This window comes from Kitasatospora sp. NPDC088391 (assembly GCF_044753345.1).
Lineage (GTDB): Bacteria > Actinomycetota > Actinomycetes > Streptomycetales > Streptomycetaceae > Kitasatospora.
On record NZ_JBIVNB010000003.1, the window covers coordinates 731376 to 757447 of the forward strand.

Sequence of the window (26072 nt, forward strand, 5' to 3'; positions counted from 1 at the left end):
GCTCCCGGTCCGGTCCCGGTCCCGGTCCGGGAGCTGCCCCCCCCCGAACCCCCGGAGGGGGCCCGCCATCCCGGGGCGGGCCCCCTCCGGGCACGTCCGCGTCCGGGCCCGTGCCCGGGTCGGGGTCCGGGGCCGGTGGTCAACCCGCCTTCGTCGCCAGGTGGTCGCCCCAGGTCGCGGTCCCGGCCCGGTGCTCCGGCGCGGTCAGGCCGCCGGCCCGCAGCGCGGCGCCCAGCCGCCCCGGGAGCCGGACCGGCAGCACGCGCCGGCGGCGGCCGACGGCCCGGGCCCAGCTCGCCGCCAGGTCCGTCGCGTCGTGCACCTCGGGACCGGCGAAGTCCGCCGCCCGGCCGACCGGGTCGCCCGCGGCCAGTTCCAGCAGGCGGGCGGCCACCTCGGCCGGGGCGACCGGCTGGACCGGCGTGCCGGCCGGCATCGGCAGCACCGGCAGCCGGGACAGCCCCGCCAGCATGCTGTCGAGCAGCTGCGGGAACTGGGTGGCGCGCAGGACGCTCCAGTTCGGCCCGGCGGCCGCCAGCAGGTGCTCGCACGCCAGCTTGGCCCGGTAGTACCGGAACGGCACCAGGTCGACGCCGACGATCGAGACGTACACCAGGTGGCGGACCCCGGCCCGGTCGGCCGCCGCCAGCAGGTGGCGCAGCGCGGGCAGGTCGTTCCCGGGCCGGGCCGGGTCGCTCGCGCAGTGGATCACCGCGTCGACCCCGGCCAGCGCCCGGTCCAGGCCGGTGCCGGCGGTCAGGTCGCCGGTCCGCCAGTCGACGCCGTCGGCACCGTCGCGCTCCGGCGGCGCGTCGCGCCGGGTGAGGGCGCGCACCGGGCGGCCGGCGGCCAGCCGCAGCACCTCGCCGCCCAGCGTGCCGGTCGCGCCGGTCACCAGCAGCACCTTCTCGTCCATGGTCGGGGGTTCCTCTCCGGAGTGGGTTCTCTCCAGGGAGGACCGGACGGTCACCCGTTCTGTGACAGCTCCCGGTGCCGGGCCGCGAAATGGGCGAGCTTCTCCGGATTGCGCAGGACCCGGACGGCCGTGATGCCGTCCGGCCCGGCCTCGACCGCGCCCACCGAGGTGAGTTCCGGGCCCTCCCAGCAGAGCAGCACCGCGCCGCCGTTGGCCTCGGCGGCCTCGAACCGGACGCCCGCCGCGAACCGCTGGAACAGGCCGGCCAGGAAGCGCGCGGCGTCGCCGCGCCCGCGCACCGGGCGCAGCGCGGCCCGGGCCCGCCCGCCGCCGTCGGACCAGACCACCACGTGCGCGGCGAGCAGCGCCTCCAGCCGGTCCAGCGCGCCCTCGGCCGCGGCGGCCAGGAAGCTGCCGAGCAGTTCGGCGTTCTGCCCGGGGTCGGGTCCGGGGCCGGTGGCGCGCGGGGCGTCCGCGAGGTGCCTGCGCCCCCGGCTGTAGAGCTGCCGGGCGGCGGGCTCGGAGCAGTCCAGCACCCCGGCGACCTCCCGGTGGCCGTAGCCGAAGGCGTCGCGCAGCACCACGGCGGCGCGCTCCGGCGGCGACAGCCGCTCCATCAGGGTCAGCACCGCGAACGAGACCGCCTCCCGCTGCTCGGCCCGCTCCATCGGCCCGAGCGCCCCGCCCCCGGTCGCCACCGGCTCCGGCAGCCACGTCCCGGGGTACTCCTCCCGCCGGGCCCGCGCCGAACCCAGCCGGTTCAGGCACAGGTTGGTCGTCACCTTCGCCAACCAGGCCCCGGGCAGCGCGACTTCACCCTCCCCGACGGCGTGCCACCGCAGGTACGCGTCCTGCACCACGTCCTCGGCCTCGGCGGCCGACCCGAGCATCCGGTACGCCAGCGAGAACAGCCGCCGCCGGTTCGCCTCGAACTCCTCCACCGCGCCCATGCGTCCACGCTAGCGCCCGCCGGGCCCGGGGCGGCCCGGCGGGCGGGGGAGCGGGGGTCAGCCCTGGGCGGCGGCGTAGCGGGTGCTGACGTCCTGCCAGTTGACGACGTCCCAGAGGCGGGTGACGTAGTCGGGGCGGACGTTCTTGTACTGCAGGTAGTAGGCGTGCTCCCAGGCGTCGAAGGCGAGCAGCGGGGTGGTGCCCTGGCCGACGTTGCCGTGGTGGTCGTAGACCTGCTCGACGATCAGGCGCCCACCCAGCGGCTCCCAGGAGAGGATGCCCCAGCCGGAGCCCTGGACGCCGACGGTGGCGGCGGTGAGCTGCTTGCGGAACGCCTCGAAGGAGCCGAAGTGCTCGGTGATCGCGTCGGCGAGGGCGCCCTCGGGCCGGTCGCCGCCCTCGGGGGAGAGGTTCTCCCAGAACAGTGAGTGCAGGACGTGGCCGGAGAGGTGGAAGCCCAGGGTCTTCTGCAGGCCGACCAGGTTGCCGAACTGCTCCTTGTCGCGGGCCTCGGCGAGCTGTTCCAGGGTCTGGTTGGCCCCGTTGACGTAGGCGAGGTGGTGCTTGGAGTGGTGCAGCTCCAGGATCTCGGCGGACATCGCCCGCTCCAGGGCGGAGTAGTCGTACGGCAGGTCAGGCAGCGTGTAGGCACCCATGGCTGAGCGGCCCTTCTCGTTCGACGGACAGTCAGTTGCGACAGCCACACTATTGCAAGAGATATGCAGGAGCGATGAGGGGGCATTAACGCCGGATGTCGGCTCCGGGCCCGGACCGGCCCCGGACCGGGCGCGGATGCGCAACCCGCCGGGCGCAAGGGTCGAGTTCGCGGGGGTTCGGCCGGATACTGGCGGTATGCGCCTGAATGCTGAGAACCCGGAGATTCCCGAGGACGACGAGCAGGCCCCGGTGCTGCCGGAGGGGGCCGACCAGGAGCGGTCGGCGGTGGAGCCGGAGCTGGACGACCTGGAGGTGTTGCGGCAGCAGCGGCTGCTGGGGGCCGAGCCCGCGGACGAGGGGGACGCGGTGGAGCAGGTGCGGGAGGTCGCGGTGGACGACGACGAGGACCACCGGGACTGAGCGGGGCCCGGAGCGCGCCGCCGGTCAGATCGCCCGGCGGCGCTGCAGCCAGGCGAACGCGGCCCAGCCGGGCAGCACCGGCAGCATGAAGGTGAGCACCCGGAACAGGACGACGGCGGCCAGCGCCCCGGTGGAGTCGAAGTGCCCGGCCTCCGCCAGCGTGAAGGACATCAGGACCTCCACGCCGCCCACGCCGCCGGGGGTCGGCGCGACGTTGCCCGCCGCGTTGCCGGCCAGGAAGCCCACCGCCACGGCGTTGAACCCGGGGTACTGGCCGACCGCGCGGGTGCAGCAGTACAGGCACATCACGAAGCACATCGACACCAGCAGCTGCCCGGCCACGCCGCTGGCGAGCCGGCCCGGGTGCTGGGCCAGGTCGAGCAGCCGCGGCAGCACCTCGGCGCGCAGCGGCCGCAGCAGGGTCTGGGCCCGCCGCCGCAGCGCGGGCACGGCGGCGATCGAGAACCCGACGGCGGCCGCGACCGCCCCGGCCAGGCCGAGCACCCAGCCGTCGGGCAGCGCGGAGCCGTCGTCGAACCGGGAGCCGTCCGCCCCGACCAGGGCGGCGAACACGGCCAGTTGCAGCATGTGCAGGACCAGGCCGAACAGCTGGCTGACGCCGATGCTGGACATCGCCTGCGCGGTCGGGATGCCCGCGCGCTGCAGGTAGCGGGTGTTCAGGGCGAGCCCGCCGACGCCGCCGGGGGAGGCCACCTTGACGAAGGATCCGGCCACCTGCGCGGCCAGCGTCGAGCGGAAGGACAGCCGCTCGGGGACGAAGCCGCTGAACGCGAAGGTCGCCACGGGGTAGCTGAGCGCGGCGAAGAACGCCGCCCCGGCCAGCCAGAGCGGGTCCGCGTCGGCGACCACGGCGACCGGGTTGGTGTCGACCTCCAGCAGGAACTGCACCAGCGCGTACCCGGCGGCGATCACCGCCGCCACGGTCAGCAGGACGCGCGGCCGCACCCGCTCCAGCCGGACCGGCTCGGTGGCGGCCTGCGGCAGCTGCCGCTGCGCCTCGGCCCGCAGCTCGACGGTCAGGCCCTTGCGCCGGGCGAGCGCGGCCCGGGTGCCGCGGGCCAGCGCGATCGGCTGCAGCAGCGGCAGCGCCGCACCGACCGGCCCGGGCCCGAGGACGTCGATCGCGGAGCGCACCGCCCGCTCCGGCCCGGCGGACAGGGCGAGGACGGCGAGCAGCCCGGCCACGTCGAGGCGCAGCAGCAGGTCGCTCGCCGCGATCTCGCCGCGGGCCAGCCCGACCAGGTGGACCCGCCCCTCCGCGTCCAGCAGCACGTTCTCCGGGGAGACCGTGCGGTGGGCGATCCGCCGCCGCTGCAGCAGCGCCAACTGCTGCCAGGCGTCGCGCAGCTCCGCGCCGGTGGGCCGCGCCCCGTCCTCCAGGTCGTCGTCCTCCGCGGCCTCGGCGAACAGGTCGGCGAACGGCCGGGCGTCGATCCGGCGGTACGCCACGAGGGCGGCGTCGGGGCCGAGTTCGGTGGCGGCGACGGGGGTCCGGGTGCGGGCGCCGGCGGCGGACGCGGCGTGGCCGAGCAGGGTCTGGTGCTCCAGGCCGTCGCGCAGCGGGCGCAGGCCGAGCGGGCGGGGCGCGGTGCGCAGCCGGAGCGCCAGCCAGAGCGCGCCGAGCAGCCCGCTGGCCTGGGCGTGCCGGTCGAGCAGGTGGACGTCCAGGTCGGGGCGGTCGCCGTGCTGGGTGACCAGGTAGCGGCTCGGCCCGACCGGCAGCACGATGTCGGGCCGGACGCCGGAGCCGGCCAGCGCGGCGGCGATCTGCGCCTCGGTGGGGCAGCCGACCGGCTCGCCGACGGCGTAGCGGGTGGCGTGCGCGGTGGTCCAGCCCAGCAGCAGGGCGAGGACCAGCGACAGCGGGGTGGCGTACCCGGTGATCAGCCCGGACAGCGCGGACAGGCCGAGGGTGACGCCGAGCGCGGTGCGCCAGCGGCGCAGGCCGTCGGTGCCGACGGCGGTCATGAAGGCCAGGACGGGGGCGAGGTGCCCGTACACGGGGGCGGTCCGGCCGAGCTGCCCGGGCAGGGCGTGGGTGAGCGTGGTGAGGTCGCCGGCCAGCAGGTCCAGGCCGAGCGAGAGCCCGTAGGCCAGCACGGCGGCGAGCACGCCGTCGGCGACCCGGCGGCCGTCGCCGCGCAGCAGCCGGTCGGCGGCGAAGGCGAGCGGCACGGTCAGCAGGGCGCCGCCGCAGAGCGCGGCGGCGAGCTTGACCGGGGGCCAGGGGACGAGTTCGGCGACCCGGGCGACGTCGCTGTCCAGGCCGAGCGCGGCGGACCGGGCGTAGCCGGCCAGCAGCAGGACCAGGGCGATCCAGCACAGCCCGGCCAGCAGGCGGATCAGCGCGGCGGGGTGCCGGACGCGGTCGACCTGTCGGACCGGCCGGACGGGCGCCGCCGCCCGCGGTCCCTGGGATTCGTCGGCTTGTATCACCGTGGCCACGCGGCATGGTCCCACACCGTCCGCCGCGCGCCCCGGGCCTTTTCCCGAACGGCGGGCGCACCCGGGGTGTATCACGCCCCATACCGGGCATATCGGACGAATGAAGGGAGGTCGGCGATGACCGAGCTACCGACCGACAGGACGGCGATGTTCCGCAGGGGCGCCCAGGAACTCCTGGACAGCCGCGCGATGGAGACCGATCCGGCGGGCCTCGCCCCGCCACCCCGGCATGCCGGTATGGAGGAGACCCGCGGCGGCCCGCACTTCGGGGACGACGCGTTCAGCCACGGCGGCCGCCGCGCGCCGATGACGCCCGGCCCCGCCGACGGGCCCGCCGCCCACGCCGAGCTGCCCGGCCACCGGCACCGCGGCGCGGAGCGGCATTCGGCGCACTGAACCCCGGCGGGGGTGGGAGAGTGGGCCCGTCCCGCCCCGCCCCCGCCGAAGGAGCCAGCATGGCCGACGCCCCCGCGTCCGAAGCCCCCGAGTTCGCCTCCCGCGAGGAGTGGCTCGCCTCGCTGCACCGGGTGTACGCCGCCGCCGGCTGCCTGATCACCGACCCCGAGGGCCGGGTCCTGATCGTCAAGGCCGGCTACCGGGACGCCTGGCAGTTCGTCGGCGGCACCGTCGACCTCGGCGAGAACCCCCGGCAGTGCGCGGCCCGCGAACTGCGCGAGGAGACCGGGCTGGACCGGGAGGCCGGCGAGCTGCTGGTGGTCGCCTGGACCAACCCGGCGGGTGAACTCGACCACCCCGCCTGCCACTTCCTCTTCGACCTCGGCACCTTTCCGGCCGACGCGCCGATCGTCCTGCCGGCCGGCGAGCTCGACGACCACCGCTGGGCCGCCGTCCCCGAGGCGCTGGCCCTGCTCGGCCCGGCCCGGGCGCTGCGCCTGGAGGCCGGCCTGGCCGCCCGGGCGGACGGCCGGACCAGGGTCGTCACCGCCCCCAACTCGGGCTTCTGACCGGCCCCTGCACAGTCCCCGCACGGCCCCCCGCTCAGCCCTCCTTGCGCCAGACGTAGGCGGCCGAGACCGGCCGCCCGCGGTGGCGCTCCCACTTGGGCTTGAGCGCGATCCAGCGCTCGCCGACCACCTCCTCGCGCATCTCGGCGAGCCGCCAGCCCGCGCCGAGCGCGGCGGTGACGTGGTCGCTGACCAGGTGCACGTGGGTGGTGATGGCGACGGGGCCGTCGGGGCCGTCGTAGTGGGTGGGCATGCCCGCCGACATGATGAACAGCGGGTGCAGGCCGACCAGCACGAACAGGCCGCCGGGGCGGACCAGCCGGTGCGCCTCGCGGTAGAGCGGGGCGAGGTCGGCGAGGTGCTCGTCGACCAGCGAGCAGGCGGCCAGGTCGTAGGAGCCGGCGGCCAGCCCGGTCGCCGCGAGGTCGCCCTCGGTCAGCGTCCGGTGCGCGCCGCGCGCCCGGGCCCGGGCCAGCATCTCGGGCGTGAGATCGACGCCGTCCACGGCCCCGACGCCGCGGGCGCGCAGCCAGGCGCCGGTGCGGCCCGTCCCGCAGCCGAGGTCGACGGCCGTCCCGGCCGCGTCCCAGCGCGGGACGGCGAGCCGGGCCAGCACGTCGACGTCCATCGCGTCCTCGACCGTCCGCTCGTAGCTGTCGACCCACCCGGCGTAGCCGGTGCGGACGTCGACGGTCGGGTAGCCGCGGGTGTCGAACAGCGAGAAATCCACCATGCCCGGCAGTATTCTCCGGGCCCGCCCGCCCGCACGAACCATTTACCGACGGACGGCCGGAGGCCGGTGCGCGCGGCCGCCGCGCTGCTACGCGCCGAGCAGGCGCTCCCGGACGGCGGCGACGTCCGCAGCGGGCAGCCACTGCTCGGCGTCGAACTCGGCGAGCACCGCGTGCAGCGCCAGTTCGGCGGTGGTCCCGGCGTCGGCGAGGACGCGGGCGATCCCGGCCTCCTCGTCGGGGCGGTCCAACAGGGTCCACAGCGGGCGCAGGTTGGGCGCGGAGAGCAGGTAGTCCTCGGCGACGGCGGCGGGCTCGGCCCCGGCGAGGGCGAGCAGCACCAGCGCGGCCAGGCCGGTGCGGTCGCGGCCCGCGCCGCAGTGCACCACCACGGTGCCGGGGCGGGCCCGGGCGACGGCGGCGACCAGGGCGGCGATCGCGGGCCGGCAGTGGTCGAGGTAGGGGCGGAAGGACAGCGGGGTGCCGTCCAGGCCGCCGAACCGGGCCCACCAGTCCGGCCCGGCCAGCGCGTCCAGCGGGACCCGGACCAGGTCGACGCCGTGCGGGGCGGGCAGCAGCGGCCGGTACTCGACGGGGTCGCGCAGGTCGACGACGGTGCGCACGCCGTAGTCGACCAGCGAGTTCTGGCCCTCGGCGGTGAGCCGGTCCAGGTTGTCGGCCCGGACCACGGCCCGGGCCAGGGTGCGCCGCCCGTCGCGGACCGGCAGGCCGCCGAGGTCGCGGACGTTCAGGCAGCCGTCCCAGTCCAGCTGCCGTTCGTCGTGGCGTATCGCGCCCGTCCTCGTCATGCCCGCCCCCAGAGAAGTCCCACCGGGGCGCTCCCGCCCCCCTACTGACACAGACTCAGTCCGGTTCCCGGCGGTTCCCCGGCCGAAACGCCGCCCCGGCCCCGATCAGTCGGCGTGCCGGTGGCCCTCGAACTCCCAGAGCGTCCGGCCGAGCGTGTCGAGCACCCGCACCCGCCGGTAGCGCCGGTCGCGGACGGACAGGAAGCCGCGCGCCGAACCGGCCAGCACCGCCTCGGCGACCGGGTCGTGGCGGCTCCACGCGCCGTGCAACTCCAGGACGCCGTCCACGAGTTCGGCCCGCTGGATGCGGGCGACCGAGGCGGCGGCCAGCGCCCCGTTGACGCCGTCCAGGCCGGCCCGGCCGAGGTACGGCTCGCGCTCCTCGGGGCGCAGCCGGCGGCGCAGTTCGGGCAGCGCGTAGCCGCGGACGGCGGCCACCGAGTCCTCGACCGCGACCAGCCAGCGCGGCCCGGGCGCGACCTCCCACCACACCTCGCCGCCGACCGGCAGCAGCTCGCCGATCGGGGAGTGCCAACGCTCCAGCCCGCTCGGGGAGTTGGCGTCGGGGCGGACCCGGCGGCCGTCCCAGGCGGCCTTGTCGGTGACGGAGAGGTTGACGGTGTAGCGGACCCGCCCGTCGCCCGGCTCCGCGTGCACGCCGAGCACCGCCCACCGGTCGGGGTCCGGCAGGGCGAAGGAGTGCCGCCAGCCCCGGAAGCCGAGCTCGCGCAGGGCGGGCCCGAAGTGTTCGCGGAGTCCCGCGGTGTACAGCTCCTGGGCGGTGCGCGTCACGGCGCGGGCCTCCTCGGCGGCAGGGCGGAATGCGGGGAATGCCCCGTATCTGCACGCTATGGCGAGGGAGCGGGCCGCGGCCGCGGGCGAACGACAGCAGCCGACGGGACGAAAGTCGGCCCGGCCCGGGCCCTGGGTCCCGCCGCCGGAAGGCCCCGCCCCGCCTCGCGCCGCGCCGTCCCGCCCGTTCCGGCCGCCCGCTCGCCGCCCGCTCGCCGCCCACCTGTCGCGCACCGTCCCCGCACCGCGCGCACACGCCGCGCCCACGGCTCCGCCACCGGCCGGGCGCCGCCCCGCGGCTGGGCCGGGGCACCCGGATGGCCCATCATGTGGCGGGTGCACAGTGCTGAACACCACGGGGCGGACGACGGCGACCGGCCCGGCCGTCCGAACGCGCCCGGCCGCCCGTCCGGCGACCGGGTGGACCTGGCCCCGGCCGTCCGGGCCGCCCAGGACGGCGACGAGGAGGCGTTCCGGATCCTGTTCCGCGCCGTCCAGCCCGGCCTGCTGCGCTACCTGCGGGTGCTGATCGGCAGCCGGCCGGGGGCGGACGGGGACGCCGAGGACATCGCGTCGGAGACCTGGCTGCAGATCGCCCGCGACCTGCCGGGCTTCCGCGGCGACGCGGACGGCTTCCGCGGCTGGGCCGCCACTATCGCCCGCAACCGGGCGATGGACCACCTGCGCCGGCTGCGCCGCCGCCCGCTCGCCGACCTGCCGGTCGAGTACCTGGCCGAACTCGCCGCCGCCGAGGACACCGAGGGCCGGGCGCTGGCCACCGTCGGCACCTCCGACGCGCTCGCGCTGATCGCGTCGCTGCCGCCGGACCAGGCCGAGGCGGTGCTGCTGCGGGTGGTGCTCGGGCTGGACGCGGAGAGCGCCGCCCGGGTGCTCGGCAAGCGGGCCGGCAGCGTCCGGATGGCCGCCCACCGGGGGCTGCGCCGACTGGCCAAGGTGCTGGAGCAGAACGGGGGAGCGGCCGCCGGGCTGCCCCGCCGGGGCACCGCGGAAAAAATCTCCGCGCAGGGTGTGACACCGGCGCAGGTGCCGACGCTGAAGGACATGAGATGAGCACCAACCGATCCCGCCGGATCGACCGCGCCGCCGCCGAGCAGCTGTTCGACGGTGTCGCGGGCGTCCCGGCGGCCGGTCAGGACCCCTCCTCCGCCGGGCAGCGGCCCGCGCCGGACCGGACCGGGCTCGCCGCCCTGCTCGCGGCAGCGGCGGCACCCGGACCGGACGGTGAAGGACCGCTGCCCGGCGAGGAGGAGGCCCTGGCCGCGTTCCGGCGGGCTCGTCACCAGCCGGCCCCCCGACAGCACCGGAGACGAAAGATGGCGGACACCGCGCTCGCGCGGGCCCTCAGCGCGAAGGCCCTGGCCGTCGCGCTGGGCGTGACCGCCGTCGGCTCGGTCGCCGTCGCGGCCGGTACCGGCCACCTGCCGACCGTCCTGGGCGGCCCCGCCCCGGCCCGGCCGAGCGCCTCCGAACCGGCCGACGGGCAACGGACCGACCCGGCCGCCGGACCGGACACGCCGTCGGCGGCCCCGAGCGCCCGCGCCACCAGGCCGAGCGGCACGGCCACCGGCCACGAGCCCACCGGACGGCCCTCCGGGTCGGCGTCCGCGGGCGCCGCGCAGCTGCCCGACCTGCCGACGCTCTGCCGGGGCTTCGCCGCCCGGGTCGCGGCGGGGACCAGGCCCAAGGAAGCGGCGGTCGACCCGGCGCTGGCCGCGCTGCTGCAGGAGGCGGGCGGGCCGGAGAAGGTCGCCGGCTACTGCGCGCTGCTCGCCGCCCGGGCGGCCGGGGCGGGCGGAGACGGCCGCAAGCCGACCGCCGTGCCCACCCAGCCCGCGAACCAGCAGCCCGCCCCGTCCCCGTCGCCCTCCGCGGGCAAGGGCGGGCGGACCGACCCCACGCAGTCCAGGACCCCCGGCAAGGGGGACGACCAGGACTGACCCACCGACTCCGGTCGGCGGCGGGCACCCCCGGGCCCGCCGGCCGACCGGGCACCGCCTCCGGGCGGCCGACGGGCGCCCCCGAGCCCGCCGGCCCGCCCGGAACCGACTCCGGACGGTGGCGGGCTCCCCCGGGCCCGCCCCGTCCGGGAACAGCTCCGGTCGGCCCAAGGCTCCCCCGGGTCCGCGGCCGACCGGAGAACCCCGCTCCGGACGGACGGCTGAACTCCCCCGGGTCCACCGTCCGTCCGGAGCCCACCCCCCCGGCGCCCCGCCCGCCCCGAGCCCAGGACCTTCCCCGGTGACCGAAGCCCCGACCGCCGTCCGCGCCGCCGCCCCGCCGGCCGACGTGTTCGCGCTCCACGGCCCGCTGTTCCTCGACCCGGTCCGGAGCGACCCGGTCCCGCCGGACGGTGAACGGCCGGGCCCCGGCGGTCCGGAGCTGACGGCCCGATGACCTTCCCCCGCACCCGGCGGCGCGGCTGCCTCCCCCTCCCGCTGTCGGCCCGCACCCTGCTGCGCGTCGCGCTGGCCGCGCTCGCCGCCCTGCTGCTGGTGCAGCACCCGTGAGGCCCCGGTCCGCCCGCCCTTGGAAGCCCGGCAGGCGCGACCGCTATGGTTCACGGGTGCCCGACCGGGGCGATGAGGGGAGTGTCCGATGATCGGACGGGCGCTGAACGGGCGCTACGAGCTCGGCGAGATACTCGGCGTGGGCGGCATGGCCACCGTGTACCGCGGCCTGGACCACCAGCTGGGCCGCCCGGTCGCGGTCAAGGTGCTGAACGGCGGCCTCGCCGACGACCCCCGGTTCGCCGAGCGGTTCGCCCGGGAGGCCCGGCTGGCCGCGCTGCTCTCGCACCCGCGGATCGTCACGGTCTTCGACTCCGGCCTGGACCAGGGCTCCCCGTACCTGGTGATGGAGCTGGTGCACGGCGCCACCCTGGGCGCCCTGGTCGCCGAGCAGGGCAGACTCCCGGTCGAGCGCGCCGTCGGCATCGCCGCCGCCGTCCTGGACGCGCTGGCCGCCGCGCACGCGCAGGGCCTGGTGCACCGGGACATCAAGCCCGGCAACATCATGATCACCCACGACGGCGGGGTGAAGGTGGTGGACTTCGGCATCGCCCGGGCCGGCTCCTCCTCCGGCCAGCAGCTCACCCAGGCCGCCTCGGTGCTGGGCACCGCCGCCTACCTCTCGCCGGAGCAGGCCACCGCCGGCGACGTCGACGCCCGCGCCGACCTGTACGCCGTCGGCTGCGTGCTGGTCGAAATGCTCACCGGCGCACCGCCGTTCACCGCCGACACCCCGGTCGCGATCGCGTTCAAGCACGTCACCGAGTACCCGGCCGCGGTCTCCGGGAGCCGCACCGACGTGCCGCCCGCGCTGGACGTGGCGATCCTGCGGCTGCTCGCCAAGAACCCGGCCGAGCGGCCCGCCGACGCGCTGACCGCCGCCGCCGAACTGCTCGCCGCCGTCCCGTCCGGCGGCCCGGCCGACCGCACCGCCGAACTGCTCGGCGCCACCCAGGTGCTGCCGCCCGTCCCGGCCGGCTTCCCCTCCGCGCCCCCGCCGCACCGGCCGTGGACCGAGCAGCACCGCACCTCGGTGCTCCCGCCGGTCGAGGAGCCCCGGCCGTCGCTGCTGCCCTCGGCCCGGTACGAGGACGAGGAGCCGGACGAGTCCCGGCGCGGCCGCAACCCGCTGCTGTACGCGGGCGTGGGCGCCGCGGTGTTCGCCTGCGTGGCGGGCATCGCCGCGTTCTCGTTCAGCGGCGGCGGCTCCACCCCGAAGCCCCCGCACACCGCCGCCGTCACCACCCCGGCCGCGACCGCGCCCGCCCCGTCGCCGTCCGCCCCGGCCGCCGCCTCCACCTCCGCCTCGCCGAAGCCGTCCGGCACCCCGAAGCCGTCCGCCTCGTCCAAGGGCCCGGTGGTCGCGCAGATCGCCCAGCTGCGCGCCGACGTCGCCCAGACGAACTTCGCCAAGGAGCGCGACCGGCAGGACGACTTGACCAAGCTGCTCGACGAGGCGACCCGGTCGGTCAACGACCGGCAGCCGTCGGACGCCGAGGACTCGCTCAAGGACGCCCAGCGGCTGGTCCGCGACCTGCAGCGGCGCAAGGCGGTCGACCCCGCCACGCTGGTCGGCTGGCAGACCCGGCTGACCGGACTGATCGCGGTGGTGCACGCCCAGTCCGCCGCCCAGGACGGCTTCTGACGCCGGGTCAGCCCCGGTGCTGGGCCCGCTGCACCGCGCGGGTCTTCACCTGCCGGGTCAGCGCCGTCACACCGGTGGTCAGGAACACCACGGTGTACAGGAGTTGGAGCATCACCACGATCCGGGCGGCCTGCCCGGCGGGGTGGATGTCGCCGTAGCCGACGGTCGCCATGGTGATCACCGTGAAGTACAGCCCGTCGACCTTGGTGTGCATCCCCTCCAGCTCGCCGGGCTGCCGGGACATCCCCAGGTAGGCGGTGGAGAACACCACCAGCGCGCTGCACAGCAGGAACAGGATGCGCGGCACCGGGTGCCGGGAGTGCCCGGTGACCTGCAGCCGCACCTCGCGCAGCAGGCCGATGCCGAGCACCGTCAGCAGGGTGCCGAACACGACCCAGCTGACCGCCGAGTGGTGCGGCCCGAACCAGCCCAGCGGCACCGTGAAGTAGGCCACCAGCAGCACCGAGGGACCGGCCAGCAGGGCGAGGTACGTCCGGGCCAGCTCCCTCACGCCGCAGTCGCCTTCCCGGGGCCGGCCGCGTCGTGGGGGGAGCCGGGGGAGCCGGGTGCGGCGGGGGCGGCGGGGGCGTCGTCGGCGGGGCCGTCCAGGAACTCCAGCACCGCCAGGACGGCGAGCAGCACCACCGCGATCCAGAGCACCACCGGCGCGGTCGGGTAGTTCCAGGTGAGCAGCACGACGGCGGCGACCACGACGGCGCCCCAGCCCAGCCAGCCCTTCCGCCGGTGGACGAACCGGCCGACCGGGCCGAGCCGCATCCCCAGGCCGGTGGCGGCCCGGCGGACCGCGCCCAGGCCCTCCTGCCACAGGTGCCGCACCCAGCCGGCCCGCCGCCCGGCGCCGGTCAGCCAGGCGGCCAGCGCGACCACCACGCCGAGCGCCAGCAGCATCCGGACCGCGGCCCGCAGGAAGCGCACCAGGGTGTCGTAGACCGCCGCCGCCGCGGCCTGGTCGACGCCGACGGGCAGCTTGTCCAGGTAGATCGCCCGGAAGACGCTCAGCCCGATGCCGAGCAGCCCCGCCCCGGCGGCCGCGCCGAGCGCCGCCGCCACGGTGGCCCGGCGCGGCCGCACCGCCAGCAGGACGCCGCCGACGGCGCACAGCAGGGCCAGCACCGGCACCCAGAACCCGGCCAGGTCGAGCAGCCGCAGCCCGGTCTGCGCCTTCTTCACCGCGTCGGACTGCACCAGCGTGTAGTCGGTGTGCACCTCGGGGATCTTCGCGGCCAGCCCCAGCCCGTTCGCCACCAGCCGGTCCTTGACCTGCGCGATCACCGGCGCCAGGTCCAGGCTGACGGTGTCGCCCTGCACCTGGACGGCACCGCCGCCCTTGCCGGTCAGCACCTTGTCGAAGGCGGCGTGCGCGTCGCGCAGCACGGTCGTCCAGACCGTGGCGAAGGCGTCGGACCGGACGAACCGCAGCACCTGGTCGTGCACGAAGCCGGTCAGCCCGTCGGTCAGCGCCGGGCCGAGCCGGGCCAGCGCCGCGTCCAGGAGCGGCCGGTCGGCGGGGGCGGCCTCGTTCAGCAGGTCGGTGATCGGCAGCTGCTGCATCACGGCGCCGGTGACCCGGTCGGCCACCGCGCCCTGCACCGCCGGGTCGGCGGCCAGCGGCGCCATCGTCGCCACGAACCGGTCGGTGTCGGTGACCTGCGACCTGCTCCACGCGGCGACCACGCCCAGCGGGGTGAGCACCACCGCCAGCACGATCAGCAGGGCGGCGAAGAAGGACCGCACCCGGTGGTGCCGGGGGACGGGTTTCCCCTTGCTCTCCAGGACGGCGATCCGCTCGCGCAGCTCCGCGAGCTCCCGCTCGCCGGAGGGGTCCGCCGCCATCCGTGCCTCCCAGGTGATCCGCCGTCAGTTCGCTACCAGCAGATACCGGGACGGGACGGACGGCCACCGGGGTGCGCCGGAACGGCGGAGCCCCCGGCCGTCCGAGGACGGGCCGGGGGCTCCGGGGCGCGCGCGTCGGCCGGGGCCGACCGGGCGTCAGGCCGTGGTCGACTTGGAAGCGTCGGTGGCCTTCGTGATGTTGGTGGGCTCGACGGCCTGGCGGGGCTGCTCGGCCTGCGAGGCGGCGGTGCCGTTCTGCGCCTCGGCGGGGGCGTCGTCCTCGCGGAGCGCCTTGGTCTCCGCCTTGAGGATGCGCATCGACTTGCCGAGGCCGCGGGCCATCTCGGGCAGCTTCTTCGAGCCGAACAGCAGGACCAGCACCACCACCATGATGGCGATGTGCCAGGGCTCGAGACCGTTACGGAACATGCCTGACCACCGGTCCTTTCGTGAGGTTCGCGTCGTGTCATCGGTGCCGGGCGGTTCGCCCGACTCGGCCAGTATGCCTGGCCTTTCCGGCGAACGTATACACCCACCGGCAAACAGCCGCCGAAAAACAGGTGATCCGAGTCATGTGGTCTGTACCACCGGGAGGGGCGTTTCCGGCTGCCCGCCGGGGGCCGGCAGGTGGCGCATCAGCAGGTGGGCGGCGAGCGCGGCACCGAGCATCACCAGCACTCCGGCCACCGCGGCGGTGTGCATCCCGTCGGCGAAGGCGTCCCGGGCGGTGGCCAGCAGCGCGGCCCCGGCGTCGGCGGGCAGGTGGGTGGCGGTGGTGACGGCCCCGCCCAGCGTGTCGTGGGCGGCGTCCGGCGCCGGGACGCCCGCCATCCTGGTCCGGTAGATCGCGGCGCCGGCCGCGCCGAGCACCGCGATGCCGAGCGAGCTGCCGAGCTCCTGCGCGGTCTCCGAGGTGGCGCTCGCCGCGCCGGCCCGGTCGGCGGGGGCGGCGGAGACCACCATCTCGCCGGTGATGCTGACGGTGCCGACCGACCCGGCCGCGATCACGCCGGCCGCGACCAGCGGCAGGGCGAGCGAGCTGGACGGGTCGACGAAGGCCATCGCGACGAACCCGGCCGCGCTGGCGGTGAACCCGGCGACCAGCAGCACCGCGGGCCGGACCCGCCCGGCCAGCGCCCCGAAGCCGCCGACCGCCGCGCCGACGCCGACGCTGGGCAGCAGCGCCCAGAGCGAGGCGGTGAGCGGGCTGTAGCCCTTGACCAGCTGCAGGTACTGCGAGGTGAACAGGGTGAAGCCCATCATCGCGAACATCGCGATGGTGTTGACGGTGATCGCGCCGCTGTAGGTGCGGACCCGGAACAGCGAGACGTCGATCAGCGGGTGCGCGGCGGTCCGCAGCCGGACGACCAGGCCGAGGCCGACCAGCAGCCCGGCGGCCAGCACCAGCGCCGGGCGGACGCTCCAGCCGTCCACCGCGAGGGTCTTGATGCCGTGCACGACGGGCAGCACGGTGGCGATCGACAGGGCGGCGCCGAGCAGGTCGAACCGGCCCTGCTGCGGGGCGCGGTACTCGGGGAGCAGGAACGGCGCGGCGAGCATCACCAGCAGCATCGCGGGGACGGCGATCAGGAAGGCGGAGCCCCACCAGAAGTGGTCGAGCAGCAGGCCGCCGACCACCGGGCCGAGGGTGGCACCGGCCATCATGACGCCGCTCCACGCGCCGATCGCGGCCTGCCGCTGCTTGGCGTCGTGGAACATGTTGCGCAGCAGGGCCAGCGTGGAGGGCCCGAAGACCGCCCCCGCGACGCCCAGCAGGGCCCGGGCGGCGATGAGCTGGTCCGCCCCGTGGGCCCGGGCCGCGACCAGCGAGGCGAGCGCGAAGGCCGCGGTGCCGCCGATCAGCAGCTTGCGCCGGCCGATCCGGTCGCCGAGCGCGCCCATCGGGATGAGCAGCCCCGCCAGCAGGAACGAGTACATGTCCATGATCCACAGCTGCTGGGTGCCGCTGGGGTGCAGGTCGGTGGCGATGAACGGGACGGCGAAGAACAGCACGCCCATGTCCATCGCGAGGACGAGGGTCGGCAGCAGGAGGAGGGCCAGGCCCAGCCATTCGCGTCGGCCGGCGCGGCCGTGGTCGGTGGTCATGAGGAGGACTGTACGGACGTCTTGCACACCTGTCTAGTACAAGCGTCTAAGTCGAATGTTTCAGACGTTCGAGCGAGACATCCGTCTTGGACTGCCGTAGCATCACCACCATGGGAAACCGCGAAGACCTGCTGGCCAGCGCCCGGCGCTGCCTGCAAGAGAAGGGCTACGGGCGCACCACCGCCCGGGACATCGCCACCGGCGCGAACGTCAGCCTGGCCGCGATCGGCTACCACTACGGCTCCAAGGACGCCCTGCTGGTCCAGGCCCTGATCGAGGCGATGGGGGACTGGGGCGAGTCGATCGGCGCCGCGCTGGCCGGGTCGGCGGAGGTGACCGACCCGAAGGAGCGCTTCGTCCGCTGCTGGGACGCGGTCCGGGACACCTTCGAGGAGCACCGCGGCCTGTGGACGGTGCAGTTCGAGATCGTCGGGCAGCTCGCCCACCTGCCGGAGCTGCGCGAGCAGCTGGCCGGGGCGCAGAAACTCGGCCGGCTCGGGCTGGCGGCGATGTTCCAGGGCCGGACCGAGCACCTGGACACCCCGGAGGAGCTGGCCCGCGGCATCTTCTACCAGTCGCTGCTGCTCGGCCAGGTCGCGCACTGGCTGATCGACCCGGAGCAGGCGCCGGACGGCGCGGAGATCCTGCGGGGGCTCACCCTGGTCTCCGGCGAGACGCTGGGCGCGGCCCGGGCCTGAACGGCCCGAACGGCCCGGACGGCTTGAACGGCCCGGACGGCCGGGGCGCGGGTGTCCGGGTCAGGCGGTGACGGCGGTGAGCAGCACCACCGCGTCGGTGTGGGCGATCAGCCCGTGCCGCTCCTGCGGGACGGGGCACAGCTCGCCCGCCGCGACCTCCAGCCGGCGGCCCGCCACCGTCAGCGAGACCCGGCCGCGCAGCACCTGGAGGCTGGCCGCGACCGGGGCGTTGTGCTCGTCCAGCGCCGCCCCCGCCCGCAGCGCGATCACGGTCTGCCGCAGCACGCCGTCGTGCAGCACCAGGTGGGCGCTCCGGCCGTGCGGGCCGGCGGCGGCCAGCGCGGCGTGCTCCTCGGCCAGCGCGCCCAGGTCGATCCGGGCCGGCTGCTCGGTCATCGCGTTCTCCTCGCTCGGGCCCCCGTCGCCACCGGACCCGCCGTCCGGGCCCTCGCCGCCGACCCTAGGGGCCGCCCCGCGGGTGGCGCGCGCCGAACCACGCGCAGGGGTCAAGGGCGGGGCCGCTCGGGGTGCGGGGCCGCGGGGATGGGCCGAAGGTGGGCCTATGGCGACCACTCACAGCATCTCCTTCCGCGGGTTCCAGGTGAACCGCGGCATGCTCACCGCCGGCGCGGCCCTCACCGGGCTCGGCGCCCTCGTCGGACTGACCGGCAGCGTCCTGGTCTGCGTGGCCCTGGCGAACGCCGGGCGCGGCTGGATCAGGACCTTCGAGACCCCGCCCACCGAGCTGGCGCAGCGCACCCTGCACCAGGCGAGGGCCGCCTCCGCGGCCGGACTGGAGGCCTGGCGGACCAGCGTCAACTGACCCGCGGACGCGGCCGGGGGGGGGCCCCCCCCCCCCGGGGGCGCCCCCCCCCCCGGCGCCGGGGGGGCGGGGGGCCCCCGGCCCCCCCCGCCCCCCCCCCCCGCCGGCCGCGCGGGGGCCCCCCCCCCGGGCGGGGGGGCCCCCCCCCCCCGCCCCCGCGGCGGGCGCTCGGCGCCCGGTCAGCGTCCGGTCACAGGCCGAGCGACTTGGCGATGATGGTCCGCATGACCTCGCTGGTGCCGCCGTAGATCCGGAACACCCGGTTGTCGGTGTAGAGGCGGGCGATCGGGTACTCCAGGATGTAGCCGTAGCCGCCGTGCAGCTGCAGGCACTTGTCGATCACCTCGGAGGCCGACTCGGTGCAGAACAGCTTGGCCGCGGCGGCGTCCGCCACCGTCAGCTCGCCGGTCTGGTAGAGCTCCAGCGCCTGGTCGACCATCGCCTGCTGGGCGAGCACCTGGGCCTGGCAGTCGGCCAGCGAGAACTTGGTGTTCTGGAACTCGGCGACGGCCTTGCCGAAGACCTTGCGCTCCTTGACGTACTTCACCGCGAACTGCACCGCGGCCGCCGCCGAGGCGTACGCGCCGACGGCGATCGCCAGGCGCTCCTGCACCAGGTTGTGGGTCAGGTAGGAGAACGCCTTCCCCTCCTCGCCGAGCAGGTTCTCCACCGGGACCTTCACGTCGGAGAAGGACAGCTCGGCGGTGTCCGAGGTGCGCAGGCCGATCTTCTGCAGCTTGCGGCCGACCGCGTAGCCCTCGGACTTCGTGTCCACGCACAGGATGGACAGGCCGGCCCGGCGGTCCGCCGGGTCGTAGGGGGCGGTGCGGCAGACCACCAGCACCAGGTCGGCGAGCACGCCGCCGGTGATGAAGGTCTTCGCGCCGTTCAGCACGTAGTGGGTGCCGTCCGCGGACAGCTTCGCGGTGGTGGCGATGCCCGCCAGGTCGGAGCCCGCGCCCGGCTCGGTCATCGCGATCGCGGTCATGATGTCGCCCGAGACGAAGCCCGGCAGCCAGCGCTGCTTCTGCTCCTCGCTGGCGTACTCCATCAGGTACGGCAGCACCAGGCCGGTGTGCACGCCGGAGGAGCCGAAGGTGACGCCCGCCCGGGCGGTCTCCTCGTAGATCACGGCCTGGTACTTGAAGCCGGTCTCGCCCGCGCCGCCGTACTCCTCGGGGACCTCGATGCCGTAGACGCCGAGCTCGCCCAGCTTGCGGTAGAAGTCGCGCGGCGGGTGGCCGGCCTCCTCCCAGCTCTCGTAGACCGGGACGACCTCGTGGGCGATGAAGTCCCGGATGGTCTCCCGGAACGCCTCGTGGTCCTCGTTGTACACGGTGCGGCGCACGGTGCGCTCCCTTCGGCGGCTGGACGCACCGACAAGTTAATCGCCAGTAGCTTCCGGTGTCCAGGGTGGCCCGCGGCCTTGTCGGACGGTGTCGGCGGGAGTTAAGTGAACCGTTGCTAGCCTGGCCGGCAGGCGTGCGGGGGAGGGGGACACCGTGGTGGAGCAGCCACCCGCGGAGCACCGTCCCGTGGTGCGGCGGCCGCCCGGGCGGCGGGCCCGCATCCTCGCCGTCGCCGCCGACCGCTTCCACCGGGACGGCTACCACCGGGTGTCGATGGCCGAACTCGCCGCCGAGGTCGGCATCACCGCCCCCGCGCTCTACCGGCACTTCCGCGGCAAGCCCGAACTGCTGTGCTGCGCTGTCGAGTCCGGCCTGGACGCGCTCTGCGCCGCGCTGGCCTCCGGCGGGGCCGTCGAACTCGCCGAACTCGCCCTGGAGCGGCGCGGGTTCGGGACGCTCTGGCAGCGCGACGCCCGGCTGCTGCCGCCGGGCCGACGGGCCGTGCTGCGCAGGCGGCTGCGCGCCGCGGTCCGGGACGTCGCGGCGGAGGAGGGCGAGCTGGCCTGGTGGGCGGTGCTCTCCGGCTACGGCAGCCTGGGCCGCCACGGGGTGGCGCTGCCCCGGCGGCGGTACCTGGAACTGCTCCTCGGGATGCGCGAACGGCTGCTGGCGGTGGGGGAGTTCGCCCCGGTGGCGGACCCGCCGCCGGTTCCGGCGCCGACAGCCCGGCGGGAGGCGCTGGTGGTGGCGGCCACCCGACTGTTCCACCGGCACGGCTTCGACAACGTCTCCACGGAGCGGCTCGGCGCGGCCGTCGGCATCGCCGGGCCCAGCGTCTACAAGCACTTCGGGACGAAGTCCGCGCTGCTCGCGGCCGTCCTCGACCGCGGCCGGGAGCAGCTGCGCCGGGAGGTGCTCCCGGTGCTGGGCGCGGGTCCGGGCCCGGCGGTCGCGGCGTTCGCCGACTTCGCCCGGCGGGAGCGCGACTACCTGGGCGTGATGCTCTCCGAGACGGAGCGGCTGGCCCCGGGCGAGCGCCGGGCGGCGGTGGACTTCCGCCGCGGGTTCCTCCGCGGCTGGGTCGAACTGGCCGCGCTGCCGGGCGAACCGGCCGCCGAGACCCGGGTGCGGGTGCACGCGATGATCGCGGTCGCCGTTGACACCGCCCGGACCGGGTCGGCCTCCCCCGCCGCGGTGGCGGCTTGCGCGGCCGCGGCGCTGGGCGCGCCGGCGCCGTCCGGCTGAACGCGGCGGGACCGCGACGGGGCGGGGAGGTGCCCCTGCGTCGCGGTCCCGCCGGTGTCCGGTGTGGTGCCGGTGTTCGCGGCCTAGTACAGGACGAACGGGTAGTACACGGTGTGCGCCAGGTTGGCGTTCGACTGGAGGGCGCCGACGCCGCCGGAGTTGCCGGCCACGCCGAGGGTGTTGTTCTGGTTGCTCGCGCCGGAGCCCGTCGCGGTCTGCTGGGTGCCGTTGGCGTTGCCGTGCACGGAGCCGACGATGTTGCCGGAGCCGAGGTTGCCGACCACGGTGCTGTTGGAGGAGTGGTCGGCGCCGGCGCCGTTGTCCGCGGCGGCGGTGCCCACTCCGGCGAGGAGGAAGGCGCCGAGGGCGGCAACGACGGCGACTGCGCGAATACGGGACACGGTGGTCTCCCTGCTAACTGGTGCGAATGTGGCGCCGCGGGGTGGCCGCCCCGGTGCGCCGGTTCCTGACGTCGCTCCCTCAGGATTGCCCACTGGGCCGTTCGGGTTCCAGTGCGGACACCCGGGTTCCCCCGAAGGTGTCACCGGTGCGGAATACCCTGGAACTCCGGGGAGGGCGCAGAATGCTTTCCTGCCAAGGGATTTGGGTGAACCGGAGGGATCGCCGGAGACTCCCGCGCGTCAACACCGGGTTGACCGAGGATCGACAGAAACCGGAAATCGGAAAACAGTGGTCGGCAGATTGTCGTACTGGCACACTGTGGCCTCATGTCTGATGGTCTTCCCCCCGCTTCCGGCCCCGAGGGAAGTGGCGCGGAATTCGCCGCCGCGGAGCCCGCGAATCTCCGCACCACCGAGGTCGACCTCGGCGGCCTGGTCGGCGTCCTCGCCACCCACCTCTACTCCACCCCCCTGGTGGCGCTGCGCGAACTGGTGCAGAACGCCCACGACTCGCACACCCGGCGGAAGCTGGAGGACCCGGAGGGCGCCTACCGGCCGCTGATCCGGGTGACCGGGGACCAGGCGGCCCGAACCGTCTCGATCGAGGACAACGGCGCGGGCCTGACCGAGCCGGAGATCCACGCCTACCTGGCGACCGTCGGCACCGGCTACACCCGGATGCTGCGCGAACTGACCGGCAACCAGGACCTGATCGGCGCGTTCGGCCTCGGCTTCCTGTCCGCCTTCTCGGTCGCCGAGGAGGTGCTCGTCACCACCGCCTCGCACCGCGAGCCGAAGCTCGCCCACACCTACCGCAGCCGCGGCGGCGAGCAGTACAGCGTGGAGCCCGCGCCGCCCCGCCCGGGCCCCGGCACCGTGGTCACGCTCCGGCTGAAGGCCGAGCACGCCCACCTCGCCGACCAGGAGGCCCTGCGCGAGGTGCTGGCCAGGTACTGCGTGCTGCTGCCGATCCCGGTCTACACCGGGGCGGACGAGGAACCGGTCAACGACGTGCCGGTGCCGTGGCGGCAGGACCTGCCCGGCTCCCCGCACCTGCACCGGATGCGCTTCGCCACCGCCTTCGCCCGCAGCTTCGAGCCGCTGACCGCCTTCCCGGTGACGCCCGTCGAGGGCCGCACCGACGCCGTCGGCCTGCTCTGGGTGCAGGACGGCGGGACGTACGGCTCCACCGACAACCGCGACCTCGCGGTGTACCTGCGCGGCATGCTGCTCGCCGACGACGCCCGCGACCTGCTGCCCGGCTGGGCCGGGTTCGTCGGCGGCGTGGTCGAGTCCACCCGGCTCACCCCGACCGCCAGCCGCGAGGACCTGCAGCGCGACGAGCACTACCGGGCGCTCCAGCAGGCGCTCGCCGACGCCATCGTCGACGGCCTGTACGAGACCGCCCGGCTGCACCCGGCGGCCTGGCGCCGCATCCTGGCCCGGCACGGCCAGGAGCTGCTCGGCGCGGCGCTCTGCGACGACCGGCTGTTCACCCTGCTCGCCGACGACGTCCCGGTGCCCACCTCGCAGGGCGACCTGACGGCCGGCGCGCTGCGGGCCGCGGGCTCCGGCGCGGTGCACGTCGCGCTGGGCAGCGGCGGCGGCTTCGAGGAGATGCTCTACCGGGCGATGCAGGTGCCGATCGCCCGCGGCGACCGGTACGCGGTGCTGCCGTTCCTGCGCCGCTACGCCCAGCTGCGCGACTGCCGGATCGTCGAACTCGGCAGCGAGCGCGGCAACGAGGAGCTGTTCCGCGCCCCGGACCGGCCGCTGCCCGCCGAGGAGCGGGACTGGCTGGCCGCCGCGCTCACCGAGGACGGCGAGCAGCTCGTCCCGGCGCGGTTCGACCCGCCCGGGCTGCCGCTGGTGCTGGTGCCCGACCGGGAGGCCGAGCTGAAGGCCCGGATCGAGGACGACCGGGCGGACTCCCGCATCCCGTCCGCCGCCCTGCAGCTGGCCCGGGCGTTCACCGCCCGGACCGACGGCGCGGTCAGGGCCCGGCTGTACCTGAACCTGGCCTCGCCCGCCGTCCGCGACCTGCTGGCCGCCTACCGGGACGGCCGCACCGGCGCCGCCACCGCCGCCGGGCTGCTCCGCTCGCTGAAGGTGGTGATGGCCGCCGCCGCGGGCTCCGCGGCCGGCGACCTGACCGCCGCGCTGGCCGGCATCTCCACGGCGGTGGCCGCGCTCACCGCCCCCGTACCGGCCGACGGGCTGTCAGCGGTACCGGACACCATCACCGCAGACCTTCCGCAGGGGGACGAGGAACGATGACCACCGACATCTGGTCCTGGGTGCACGAGACGCACCTCAAGCTCGCCGCGTCCGGGCAGCACCGGCTCGCCGACGCGCTCGCCGAGATCGCCGGCCACGCCGTCGAGGGCCGCAACGAGCAGCTCGACGCGATGTACCCGGAGGCGCTGGCCTCGGCCCGGGCCCTGGGCCTGCCCTGGGTGGAGGTGTTCCTGCGGCACTGGCGGCTGCAGAACCTGCTGAACAAGCGTCATCAGGGCGAGGCCGCGATGTCCGAGGCGGTGTCGCTGCTGGAGTTCGCGCACCGCGAGGAGACCGCCTCCTGCCCCCAGTCGGTGTGCGCCGTCCAGGACTTCACCATCTGCCACGCCAACATCGACGGCCCCGGCTACGTGCCCGAGCGGCTCGCGGTGCTGGAGGAGGCGCTGTCCCGGGTCGAGCCCGCCCGGGCCTGCTTCGACTGCCTGTCCCGCGAGTACGCCGACACCCTGGAGGACGACGGCCGCCCCGAGGACGCCCTCGGCCACCTCGACCGCGCCCAGACCCGGATCGTCGCGGCCGGCGAACAGGTCTCGCTCTCCTTCGCGCACAGCCGCACCTCCGCCCTGCACCGGCTCGGCCGGCACCAGGAGGCGCTGGACGTCTACGACACCTCCGAACGCGCCTACGTCGCCGCCGGGAACCAGCTCGACGACGACGACCGGCGCAAGCTCGCCGTCGGCCGCGCCCTGCAGCACGCCGCGCTCGGCCGCACCGACCGCGCGCTCGCCCTGCTGCCGGACGCCGAGGAGGCCGACCGCTACCCCGACATCCGGCACCGCTGGGTCGCCGCCGTCGAACTGCTGGCCGCCGCCGGGGAGTTCGACAACGACGCGGTGCTCGGCGCCCGGATCGCCTCCTGGAGCGGCGAGTTGGACGCCTCGGGCTCCCACCGCCCCTGCCTGGACCTGGCGCTGGCGGCCGGCCGGCTGGCGCTCGCCCGCGGCGCCCGCGAGGTCGCGCTCACCCTGGCCCGGACCGGCGACCGCAAGCTCGGCCAACTCCGCCGCACCGCCGGCGTCGCCGAGCAGGTCGCCGCGCTGCGGGCCGCCGCCGAGGCCCTGCCCCGGCCCGAACTCCCGGTTCCGGTCGAGGAGTTGCCGCAGTGGCTGGCCGAGCACCGGCCCGACCCGGAGACCGGCGCCGACCTGCTGGCCGCCGCGCTGGCGGTCGGCGAGCACCCCGACACCGTCCTGGTGGTCAACCTGGCCGGTGCGCTCGGCTCGCTCGGCCACACCCGGGCCGTCGCCGAACTCGCCTGGGCCCAGCTGGAGTTGGACCCCGGGCACGAGTACCTGACCGGTCTGCTCGGCCAGTTGCTGATCGACGCCGAGGACGGCCCCGGCATCGACCGGCTGGCCGCCCGGCTCGCCGGGGCCGCCCCCGCCGACGCGCACTGGCTGCGGGCCCGCTGGGCCGCCTCCCAGGGCCGCTGGGCCGAGGTCGGCGAGCAGTGCGCCGCCGTCCTCGCCCACGAGCCCGAGGCGTTCAACACCCGCCGCCTGGCCGCGAGCGCCGCCACCCGGCGCGGCGAGCACGCCGAGGCCCAGCGGATCTACCAGGACCTGCTGGAGCACGCCCTCGACCCGGCCGAGGCCGACCAGGACCAGGAGCACCGCACCGTCCAGGAACCCGACCTGTGGCACCTGCTCACCGCCGCCACCGCCAACCGCGACTGGGCCGCCGTCCGCGCCGCCGGGGCCCGGCTCGGCCTCGACTTCGACACCGACAGCGGCCCGATCGACGAGGAGTGGCAGCTGATCGGCCTGCGGGCCACCCGTACCAACGGGACCACCACCGACCTGCCCGCGCTGCGCACCGGCCCGGCCACCGCCCGGGTGCTGCCGGTGCTCGGCGAGGACCTCGACCTCAACCACGGGGACGTCGTGGTGTTCGCCCCCGCCGTCCTCAACGACACCCCCGAACCGGGCGCGGAGGAGGACTGGCGGCCGGTCTTCGAGTTCCTCACCCTGCTCGACCCGGCCGGGTACACCACCTACTGGATCGACGGCGGCTGGCCCGGCGACGACGCCTGGCACGCCCTGCGCGAGGAGCTCCAGCAGGCCGGCTACGGGGTCTGGGCGTACAGCGGCGACCACTACCGGATCACCGACCCGAGCGGCGACCAGGACGACCTGCCCGGCGTCTACGCCGCCCTCGGCGTCCCGCCCACCGCCACCGCCGAGCAGGCCGACGCGCTGCTCGCCCGGCTCACCGCCGACTGGCCGCACCCGCTGGCCTGGCCCGCCCTGGCCGAGGCGGCCGGCGCCGACCTCGACCGGCACCGGAAGATCGTCGACGACTACGACCTGTAGCGGCGGCACCGGCCCCCCCCCCCCCCCCCCCCCGGGGGGGCCCCCGCCGCCCCCCCCCCGGGGGGGGGGCCCCCCCCGGGCGGGGGGGGGGGCCGGCGGGGGGCCC

The 26072-nt window shown here is 76.1% G+C and carries 26 protein-coding genes; 12 read left to right on the plus strand and 14 right to left on the minus strand.

Going from position 1 to position 26072, the window contains the following annotated elements:
• Window positions 1-139: 139 nt before the first annotated feature.
• Genes ACIQBJ_RS12020 through ACIQBJ_RS12030 form a run of 3 tightly spaced genes read right to left on the minus strand, consistent with a single transcriptional unit; the run spans window position 140 to window position 2523 of the window.
• A complete protein-coding gene (locus ACIQBJ_RS12020; RefSeq protein ID WP_400707648.1) occupies window positions 140-916 on the minus strand; it encodes an SDR family oxidoreductase in 777 nt (258 codons plus the stop codon).
• Between the two features lie 50 nt (window positions 917-966).
• The gene (sigJ, locus tag ACIQBJ_RS12025; protein WP_400707651.1) at window positions 967-1866 is read right to left on the minus strand and encodes an RNA polymerase sigma factor SigJ; all 900 of its coding nucleotides are present in this window, start codon (window positions 1864-1866) and stop codon (window positions 967-969) included.
• A gap of 57 nt (window positions 1867-1923) precedes the next feature.
• Entirely contained in the window at window positions 1924-2523 is a 600-nt protein-coding gene (locus ACIQBJ_RS12030) for a superoxide dismutase (protein WP_400707654.1), read from the minus strand.
• A 196-nt stretch (window positions 2524-2719) separates the two neighbouring features.
• On the opposite strand from ACIQBJ_RS12030, the gene ACIQBJ_RS12035 reads away from it, so the two are divergent.
• Window positions 2720-2944, plus strand: a complete 225-nt coding sequence (locus ACIQBJ_RS12035; RefSeq protein ID WP_400707657.1) for a hypothetical protein — start codon at window positions 2720-2722, stop codon at window positions 2942-2944.
• Window positions 2945-2968: 24 nt separating this feature from the next.
• On the opposite strand, the gene ACIQBJ_RS12040 is transcribed toward ACIQBJ_RS12035, so the two are convergent.
• Window positions 2969-5410, minus strand: coding sequence for a lysylphosphatidylglycerol synthase domain-containing protein (locus ACIQBJ_RS12040; protein ID WP_400707660.1), 2442 nt, complete (start codon window positions 5408-5410; stop codon window positions 2969-2971).
• A 117-nt stretch (window positions 5411-5527) separates the two neighbouring features.
• Here ACIQBJ_RS12040 and ACIQBJ_RS12045 point away from each other — a divergent pair, with 117 nt between their 5' ends.
• Both ACIQBJ_RS12045 and ACIQBJ_RS12050 read left to right on the plus strand, forming a co-directional pair.
• Window positions 5528-5806 carry a hypothetical protein gene (locus tag ACIQBJ_RS12045; protein ID WP_400707662.1) on the plus strand — a complete coding sequence of 93 codons (279 nt, stop codon included), beginning with the start codon at window positions 5528-5530 and terminating at the stop codon, window positions 5804-5806.
• A 59-nt stretch (window positions 5807-5865) separates the two neighbouring features.
• The gene (locus ACIQBJ_RS12050) at window positions 5866-6375 is read left to right on the plus strand and encodes an NUDIX domain-containing protein (protein WP_400707665.1); all 510 of its coding nucleotides are present in this window, start codon (window positions 5866-5868) and stop codon (window positions 6373-6375) included.
• A 34-nt stretch (window positions 6376-6409) separates the two neighbouring features.
• Here ACIQBJ_RS12050 and ACIQBJ_RS12055 read toward each other — a convergent pair whose 3' ends face one another.
• The 3 genes from ACIQBJ_RS12055 to ACIQBJ_RS12065 form a co-directional block, all read right to left on the minus strand.
• Window positions 6410-7108 (minus strand): class I SAM-dependent DNA methyltransferase, encoded by a 699-nt coding sequence (locus ACIQBJ_RS12055; RefSeq protein WP_400707668.1) that lies wholly within the window; start codon window positions 7106-7108, stop codon window positions 6410-6412.
• An 87-nt stretch (window positions 7109-7195) separates the two neighbouring features.
• Window positions 7196-7915 (minus strand): tyrosine-protein phosphatase, encoded by a 720-nt coding sequence (locus ACIQBJ_RS12060; protein ID WP_400707671.1) that lies wholly within the window; start codon window positions 7913-7915, stop codon window positions 7196-7198.
• A gap of 105 nt (window positions 7916-8020) precedes the next feature.
• A complete protein-coding gene (locus ACIQBJ_RS12065; protein ID WP_400707674.1) occupies window positions 8021-8707 on the minus strand; it encodes a DUF4304 domain-containing protein in 687 nt (228 codons plus the stop codon).
• A 327-nt stretch (window positions 8708-9034) separates the two neighbouring features.
• Between ACIQBJ_RS12065 and ACIQBJ_RS12070 the strand changes: the two genes are divergently transcribed.
• From ACIQBJ_RS12070 to ACIQBJ_RS12085, 4 genes are all read left to right on the plus strand, one after another.
• Window positions 9035-9778: an RNA polymerase sigma factor gene (locus tag ACIQBJ_RS12070; RefSeq protein ID WP_400707677.1), complete on the plus strand. Its 744-nt coding sequence runs from the start codon at window positions 9035-9037 to the stop codon at window positions 9776-9778.
• Window positions 9775-10665, plus strand: coding sequence for a hypothetical protein (locus ACIQBJ_RS12075; protein WP_400707680.1), 891 nt, complete (start codon window positions 9775-9777; stop codon window positions 10663-10665). The genes ACIQBJ_RS12070 and ACIQBJ_RS12075 overlap by 4 nt, the downstream gene beginning before the upstream one ends.
• Before the next feature lie 301 nt (window positions 10666-10966).
• On the plus strand, window positions 10967-11122 hold the full coding sequence (locus ACIQBJ_RS12080) for a hypothetical protein (protein ID WP_400707683.1): 156 nt from the start codon (window positions 10967-10969) through the stop codon (window positions 11120-11122).
• Window positions 11123-11323: 201 nt separating this feature from the next.
• Window positions 11324-12880, plus strand: coding sequence for a protein kinase (locus tag ACIQBJ_RS12085; protein ID WP_400707686.1), 1557 nt, complete (start codon window positions 11324-11326; stop codon window positions 12878-12880).
• A gap of 7 nt (window positions 12881-12887) precedes the next feature.
• Here ACIQBJ_RS12085 and ACIQBJ_RS12090 read toward each other — a convergent pair whose 3' ends face one another.
• From ACIQBJ_RS12090 to ACIQBJ_RS12105, 4 genes are all read right to left on the minus strand, one after another.
• Window positions 12888-13391, minus strand: coding sequence for a potassium channel family protein (locus tag ACIQBJ_RS12090; protein WP_400707689.1), 504 nt, complete (start codon window positions 13389-13391; stop codon window positions 12888-12890).
• A complete protein-coding gene (locus ACIQBJ_RS12095) occupies window positions 13388-14734 on the minus strand; it encodes a hypothetical protein (RefSeq protein WP_400707692.1) in 1347 nt (448 codons plus the stop codon). Before ACIQBJ_RS12095 ends, ACIQBJ_RS12090 begins: the two co-directional genes overlap by 4 nt.
• A 156-nt stretch (window positions 14735-14890) precedes the next feature.
• A complete protein-coding gene (gene tatA, locus ACIQBJ_RS12100) occupies window positions 14891-15163 on the minus strand; it encodes a Sec-independent protein translocase subunit TatA (RefSeq protein ID WP_400707695.1) in 273 nt (90 codons plus the stop codon).
• A 141-nt stretch (window positions 15164-15304) separates the two neighbouring features.
• Window positions 15305-16840 carry an MFS transporter gene (locus ACIQBJ_RS12105; RefSeq protein ID WP_400707698.1) on the minus strand — a complete coding sequence of 512 codons (1536 nt, stop codon included), beginning with the start codon at window positions 16838-16840 and terminating at the stop codon, window positions 15305-15307.
• Window positions 16841-16950: 110 nt separating this feature from the next.
• Between ACIQBJ_RS12105 and ACIQBJ_RS12110 the strand changes: the two genes are divergently transcribed.
• On the plus strand, window positions 16951-17538 hold the full coding sequence (locus ACIQBJ_RS12110; protein ID WP_400707701.1) for a TetR/AcrR family transcriptional regulator: 588 nt from the start codon (window positions 16951-16953) through the stop codon (window positions 17536-17538).
• 60 nt (window positions 17539-17598) lie between these two features.
• Here ACIQBJ_RS12110 and ACIQBJ_RS12115 read toward each other — a convergent pair whose 3' ends face one another.
• A complete protein-coding gene (locus ACIQBJ_RS12115) occupies window positions 17599-17934 on the minus strand; it encodes a cupin (RefSeq protein WP_400707704.1) in 336 nt (111 codons plus the stop codon).
• Window positions 17935-18100: 166 nt separating this feature from the next.
• Here ACIQBJ_RS12115 and ACIQBJ_RS12120 point away from each other — a divergent pair, with 166 nt between their 5' ends.
• Window positions 18101-18361 (plus strand): hypothetical protein, encoded by a 261-nt coding sequence (locus tag ACIQBJ_RS12120; RefSeq protein WP_400707707.1) that lies wholly within the window; start codon window positions 18101-18103, stop codon window positions 18359-18361.
• A 190-nt stretch (window positions 18362-18551) separates the two neighbouring features.
• On the opposite strand, the gene ACIQBJ_RS12125 is transcribed toward ACIQBJ_RS12120, so the two are convergent.
• Window positions 18552-19709 (minus strand): acyl-CoA dehydrogenase family protein, encoded by a 1158-nt coding sequence (locus ACIQBJ_RS12125; RefSeq protein WP_400707710.1) that lies wholly within the window; start codon window positions 19707-19709, stop codon window positions 18552-18554.
• 157 nt (window positions 19710-19866) lie between these two features.
• On the opposite strand from ACIQBJ_RS12125, the gene ACIQBJ_RS12130 reads away from it, so the two are divergent.
• Complete coding sequence (locus ACIQBJ_RS12130) at window positions 19867-20955, plus strand: TetR/AcrR family transcriptional regulator (protein ID WP_400707713.1); 1089 nt, start codon at window positions 19867-19869, stop codon at window positions 20953-20955.
• An 83-nt stretch (window positions 20956-21038) separates the two neighbouring features.
• Here ACIQBJ_RS12130 and ACIQBJ_RS12135 read toward each other — a convergent pair whose 3' ends face one another.
• Entirely contained in the window at window positions 21039-21356 is a 318-nt protein-coding gene (locus ACIQBJ_RS12135) for a hypothetical protein (RefSeq protein WP_400707716.1), read from the minus strand.
• Window positions 21357-21683: 327 nt separating this feature from the next.
• Between ACIQBJ_RS12135 and ACIQBJ_RS12140 the strand changes: the two genes are divergently transcribed.
• Both ACIQBJ_RS12140 and ACIQBJ_RS12145 read left to right on the plus strand, forming a co-directional pair.
• A complete protein-coding gene (locus ACIQBJ_RS12140) occupies window positions 21684-23633 on the plus strand; it encodes an ATP-binding protein (protein WP_400707719.1) in 1950 nt (649 codons plus the stop codon).
• Window positions 23630-25966, plus strand: a complete 2337-nt coding sequence (locus ACIQBJ_RS12145) for a hypothetical protein (RefSeq protein WP_400707722.1) — start codon at window positions 23630-23632, stop codon at window positions 25964-25966. Before ACIQBJ_RS12140 ends, ACIQBJ_RS12145 begins: the two co-directional genes overlap by 4 nt.
• The last annotated feature ends 106 nt before the right edge of the window (window positions 25967-26072 follow it).

What these genes read in the sequence shown, in the direction of transcription:
- ACIQBJ_RS12020 (WP_400707648.1), bottom strand. Translation starts at nt 916, where the DNA reads ATGGACGAGAAGGTGCTGCTGGTGACCGGCGCGACCGGCACGCTGGGC.
- sigJ (WP_400707651.1), bottom strand. Translation starts at nt 1,866, where the DNA reads ATGGGCGCGGTGGAGGAGTTCGAGGCGAACCGGCGGCGGCTGTTCTCG.
- ACIQBJ_RS12030 (WP_400707654.1), bottom strand. Translation starts at nt 2,523, where the DNA reads ATGGGTGCCTACACGCTGCCTGACCTGCCGTACGACTACTCCGCCCTG.
- ACIQBJ_RS12035 (WP_400707657.1), top strand. Translation starts at nt 2,720, where the DNA reads ATGCGCCTGAATGCTGAGAACCCGGAGATTCCCGAGGACGACGAGCAG.
- ACIQBJ_RS12045 (WP_400707662.1), top strand. Translation starts at nt 5,528, where the DNA reads ATGACCGAGCTACCGACCGACAGGACGGCGATGTTCCGCAGGGGCGCC.
- ACIQBJ_RS12050 (WP_400707665.1), top strand. Translation starts at nt 5,866, where the DNA reads ATGGCCGACGCCCCCGCGTCCGAAGCCCCCGAGTTCGCCTCCCGCGAG.
- ACIQBJ_RS12055 (WP_400707668.1), bottom strand. Translation starts at nt 7,108, where the DNA reads ATGGTGGATTTCTCGCTGTTCGACACCCGCGGCTACCCGACCGTCGAC.
- ACIQBJ_RS12060 (WP_400707671.1), bottom strand. Translation starts at nt 7,915, where the DNA reads ATGACGAGGACGGGCGCGATACGCCACGACGAACGGCAGCTGGACTGG.
- ACIQBJ_RS12070 (WP_400707677.1), top strand. Translation starts at nt 9,035, where the DNA reads ATGTGGCGGGTGCACAGTGCTGAACACCACGGGGCGGACGACGGCGAC.
- ACIQBJ_RS12075 (WP_400707680.1), top strand. Translation starts at nt 9,775, where the DNA reads ATGAGCACCAACCGATCCCGCCGGATCGACCGCGCCGCCGCCGAGCAG.
- ACIQBJ_RS12085 (WP_400707686.1), top strand. Translation starts at nt 11,324, where the DNA reads ATGATCGGACGGGCGCTGAACGGGCGCTACGAGCTCGGCGAGATACTC.
- ACIQBJ_RS12095 (WP_400707692.1), bottom strand. Translation starts at nt 14,734, where the DNA reads ATGGCGGCGGACCCCTCCGGCGAGCGGGAGCTCGCGGAGCTGCGCGAG.
- tatA (WP_400707695.1), bottom strand. Translation starts at nt 15,163, where the DNA reads ATGTTCCGTAACGGTCTCGAGCCCTGGCACATCGCCATCATGGTGGTG.
- ACIQBJ_RS12105 (WP_400707698.1), bottom strand. Translation starts at nt 16,840, where the DNA reads ATGACCACCGACCACGGCCGCGCCGGCCGACGCGAATGGCTGGGCCTG.
- ACIQBJ_RS12110 (WP_400707701.1), top strand. Translation starts at nt 16,951, where the DNA reads ATGGGAAACCGCGAAGACCTGCTGGCCAGCGCCCGGCGCTGCCTGCAA.
- ACIQBJ_RS12115 (WP_400707704.1), bottom strand. Translation starts at nt 17,934, where the DNA reads ATGACCGAGCAGCCGGCCCGGATCGACCTGGGCGCGCTGGCCGAGGAG.
- ACIQBJ_RS12120 (WP_400707707.1), top strand. Translation starts at nt 18,101, where the DNA reads ATGGCGACCACTCACAGCATCTCCTTCCGCGGGTTCCAGGTGAACCGC.
- ACIQBJ_RS12140 (WP_400707719.1), top strand. Translation starts at nt 21,684, where the DNA reads ATGTCTGATGGTCTTCCCCCCGCTTCCGGCCCCGAGGGAAGTGGCGCG.
- ACIQBJ_RS12145 (WP_400707722.1), top strand. Translation starts at nt 23,630, where the DNA reads ATGACCACCGACATCTGGTCCTGGGTGCACGAGACGCACCTCAAGCTC.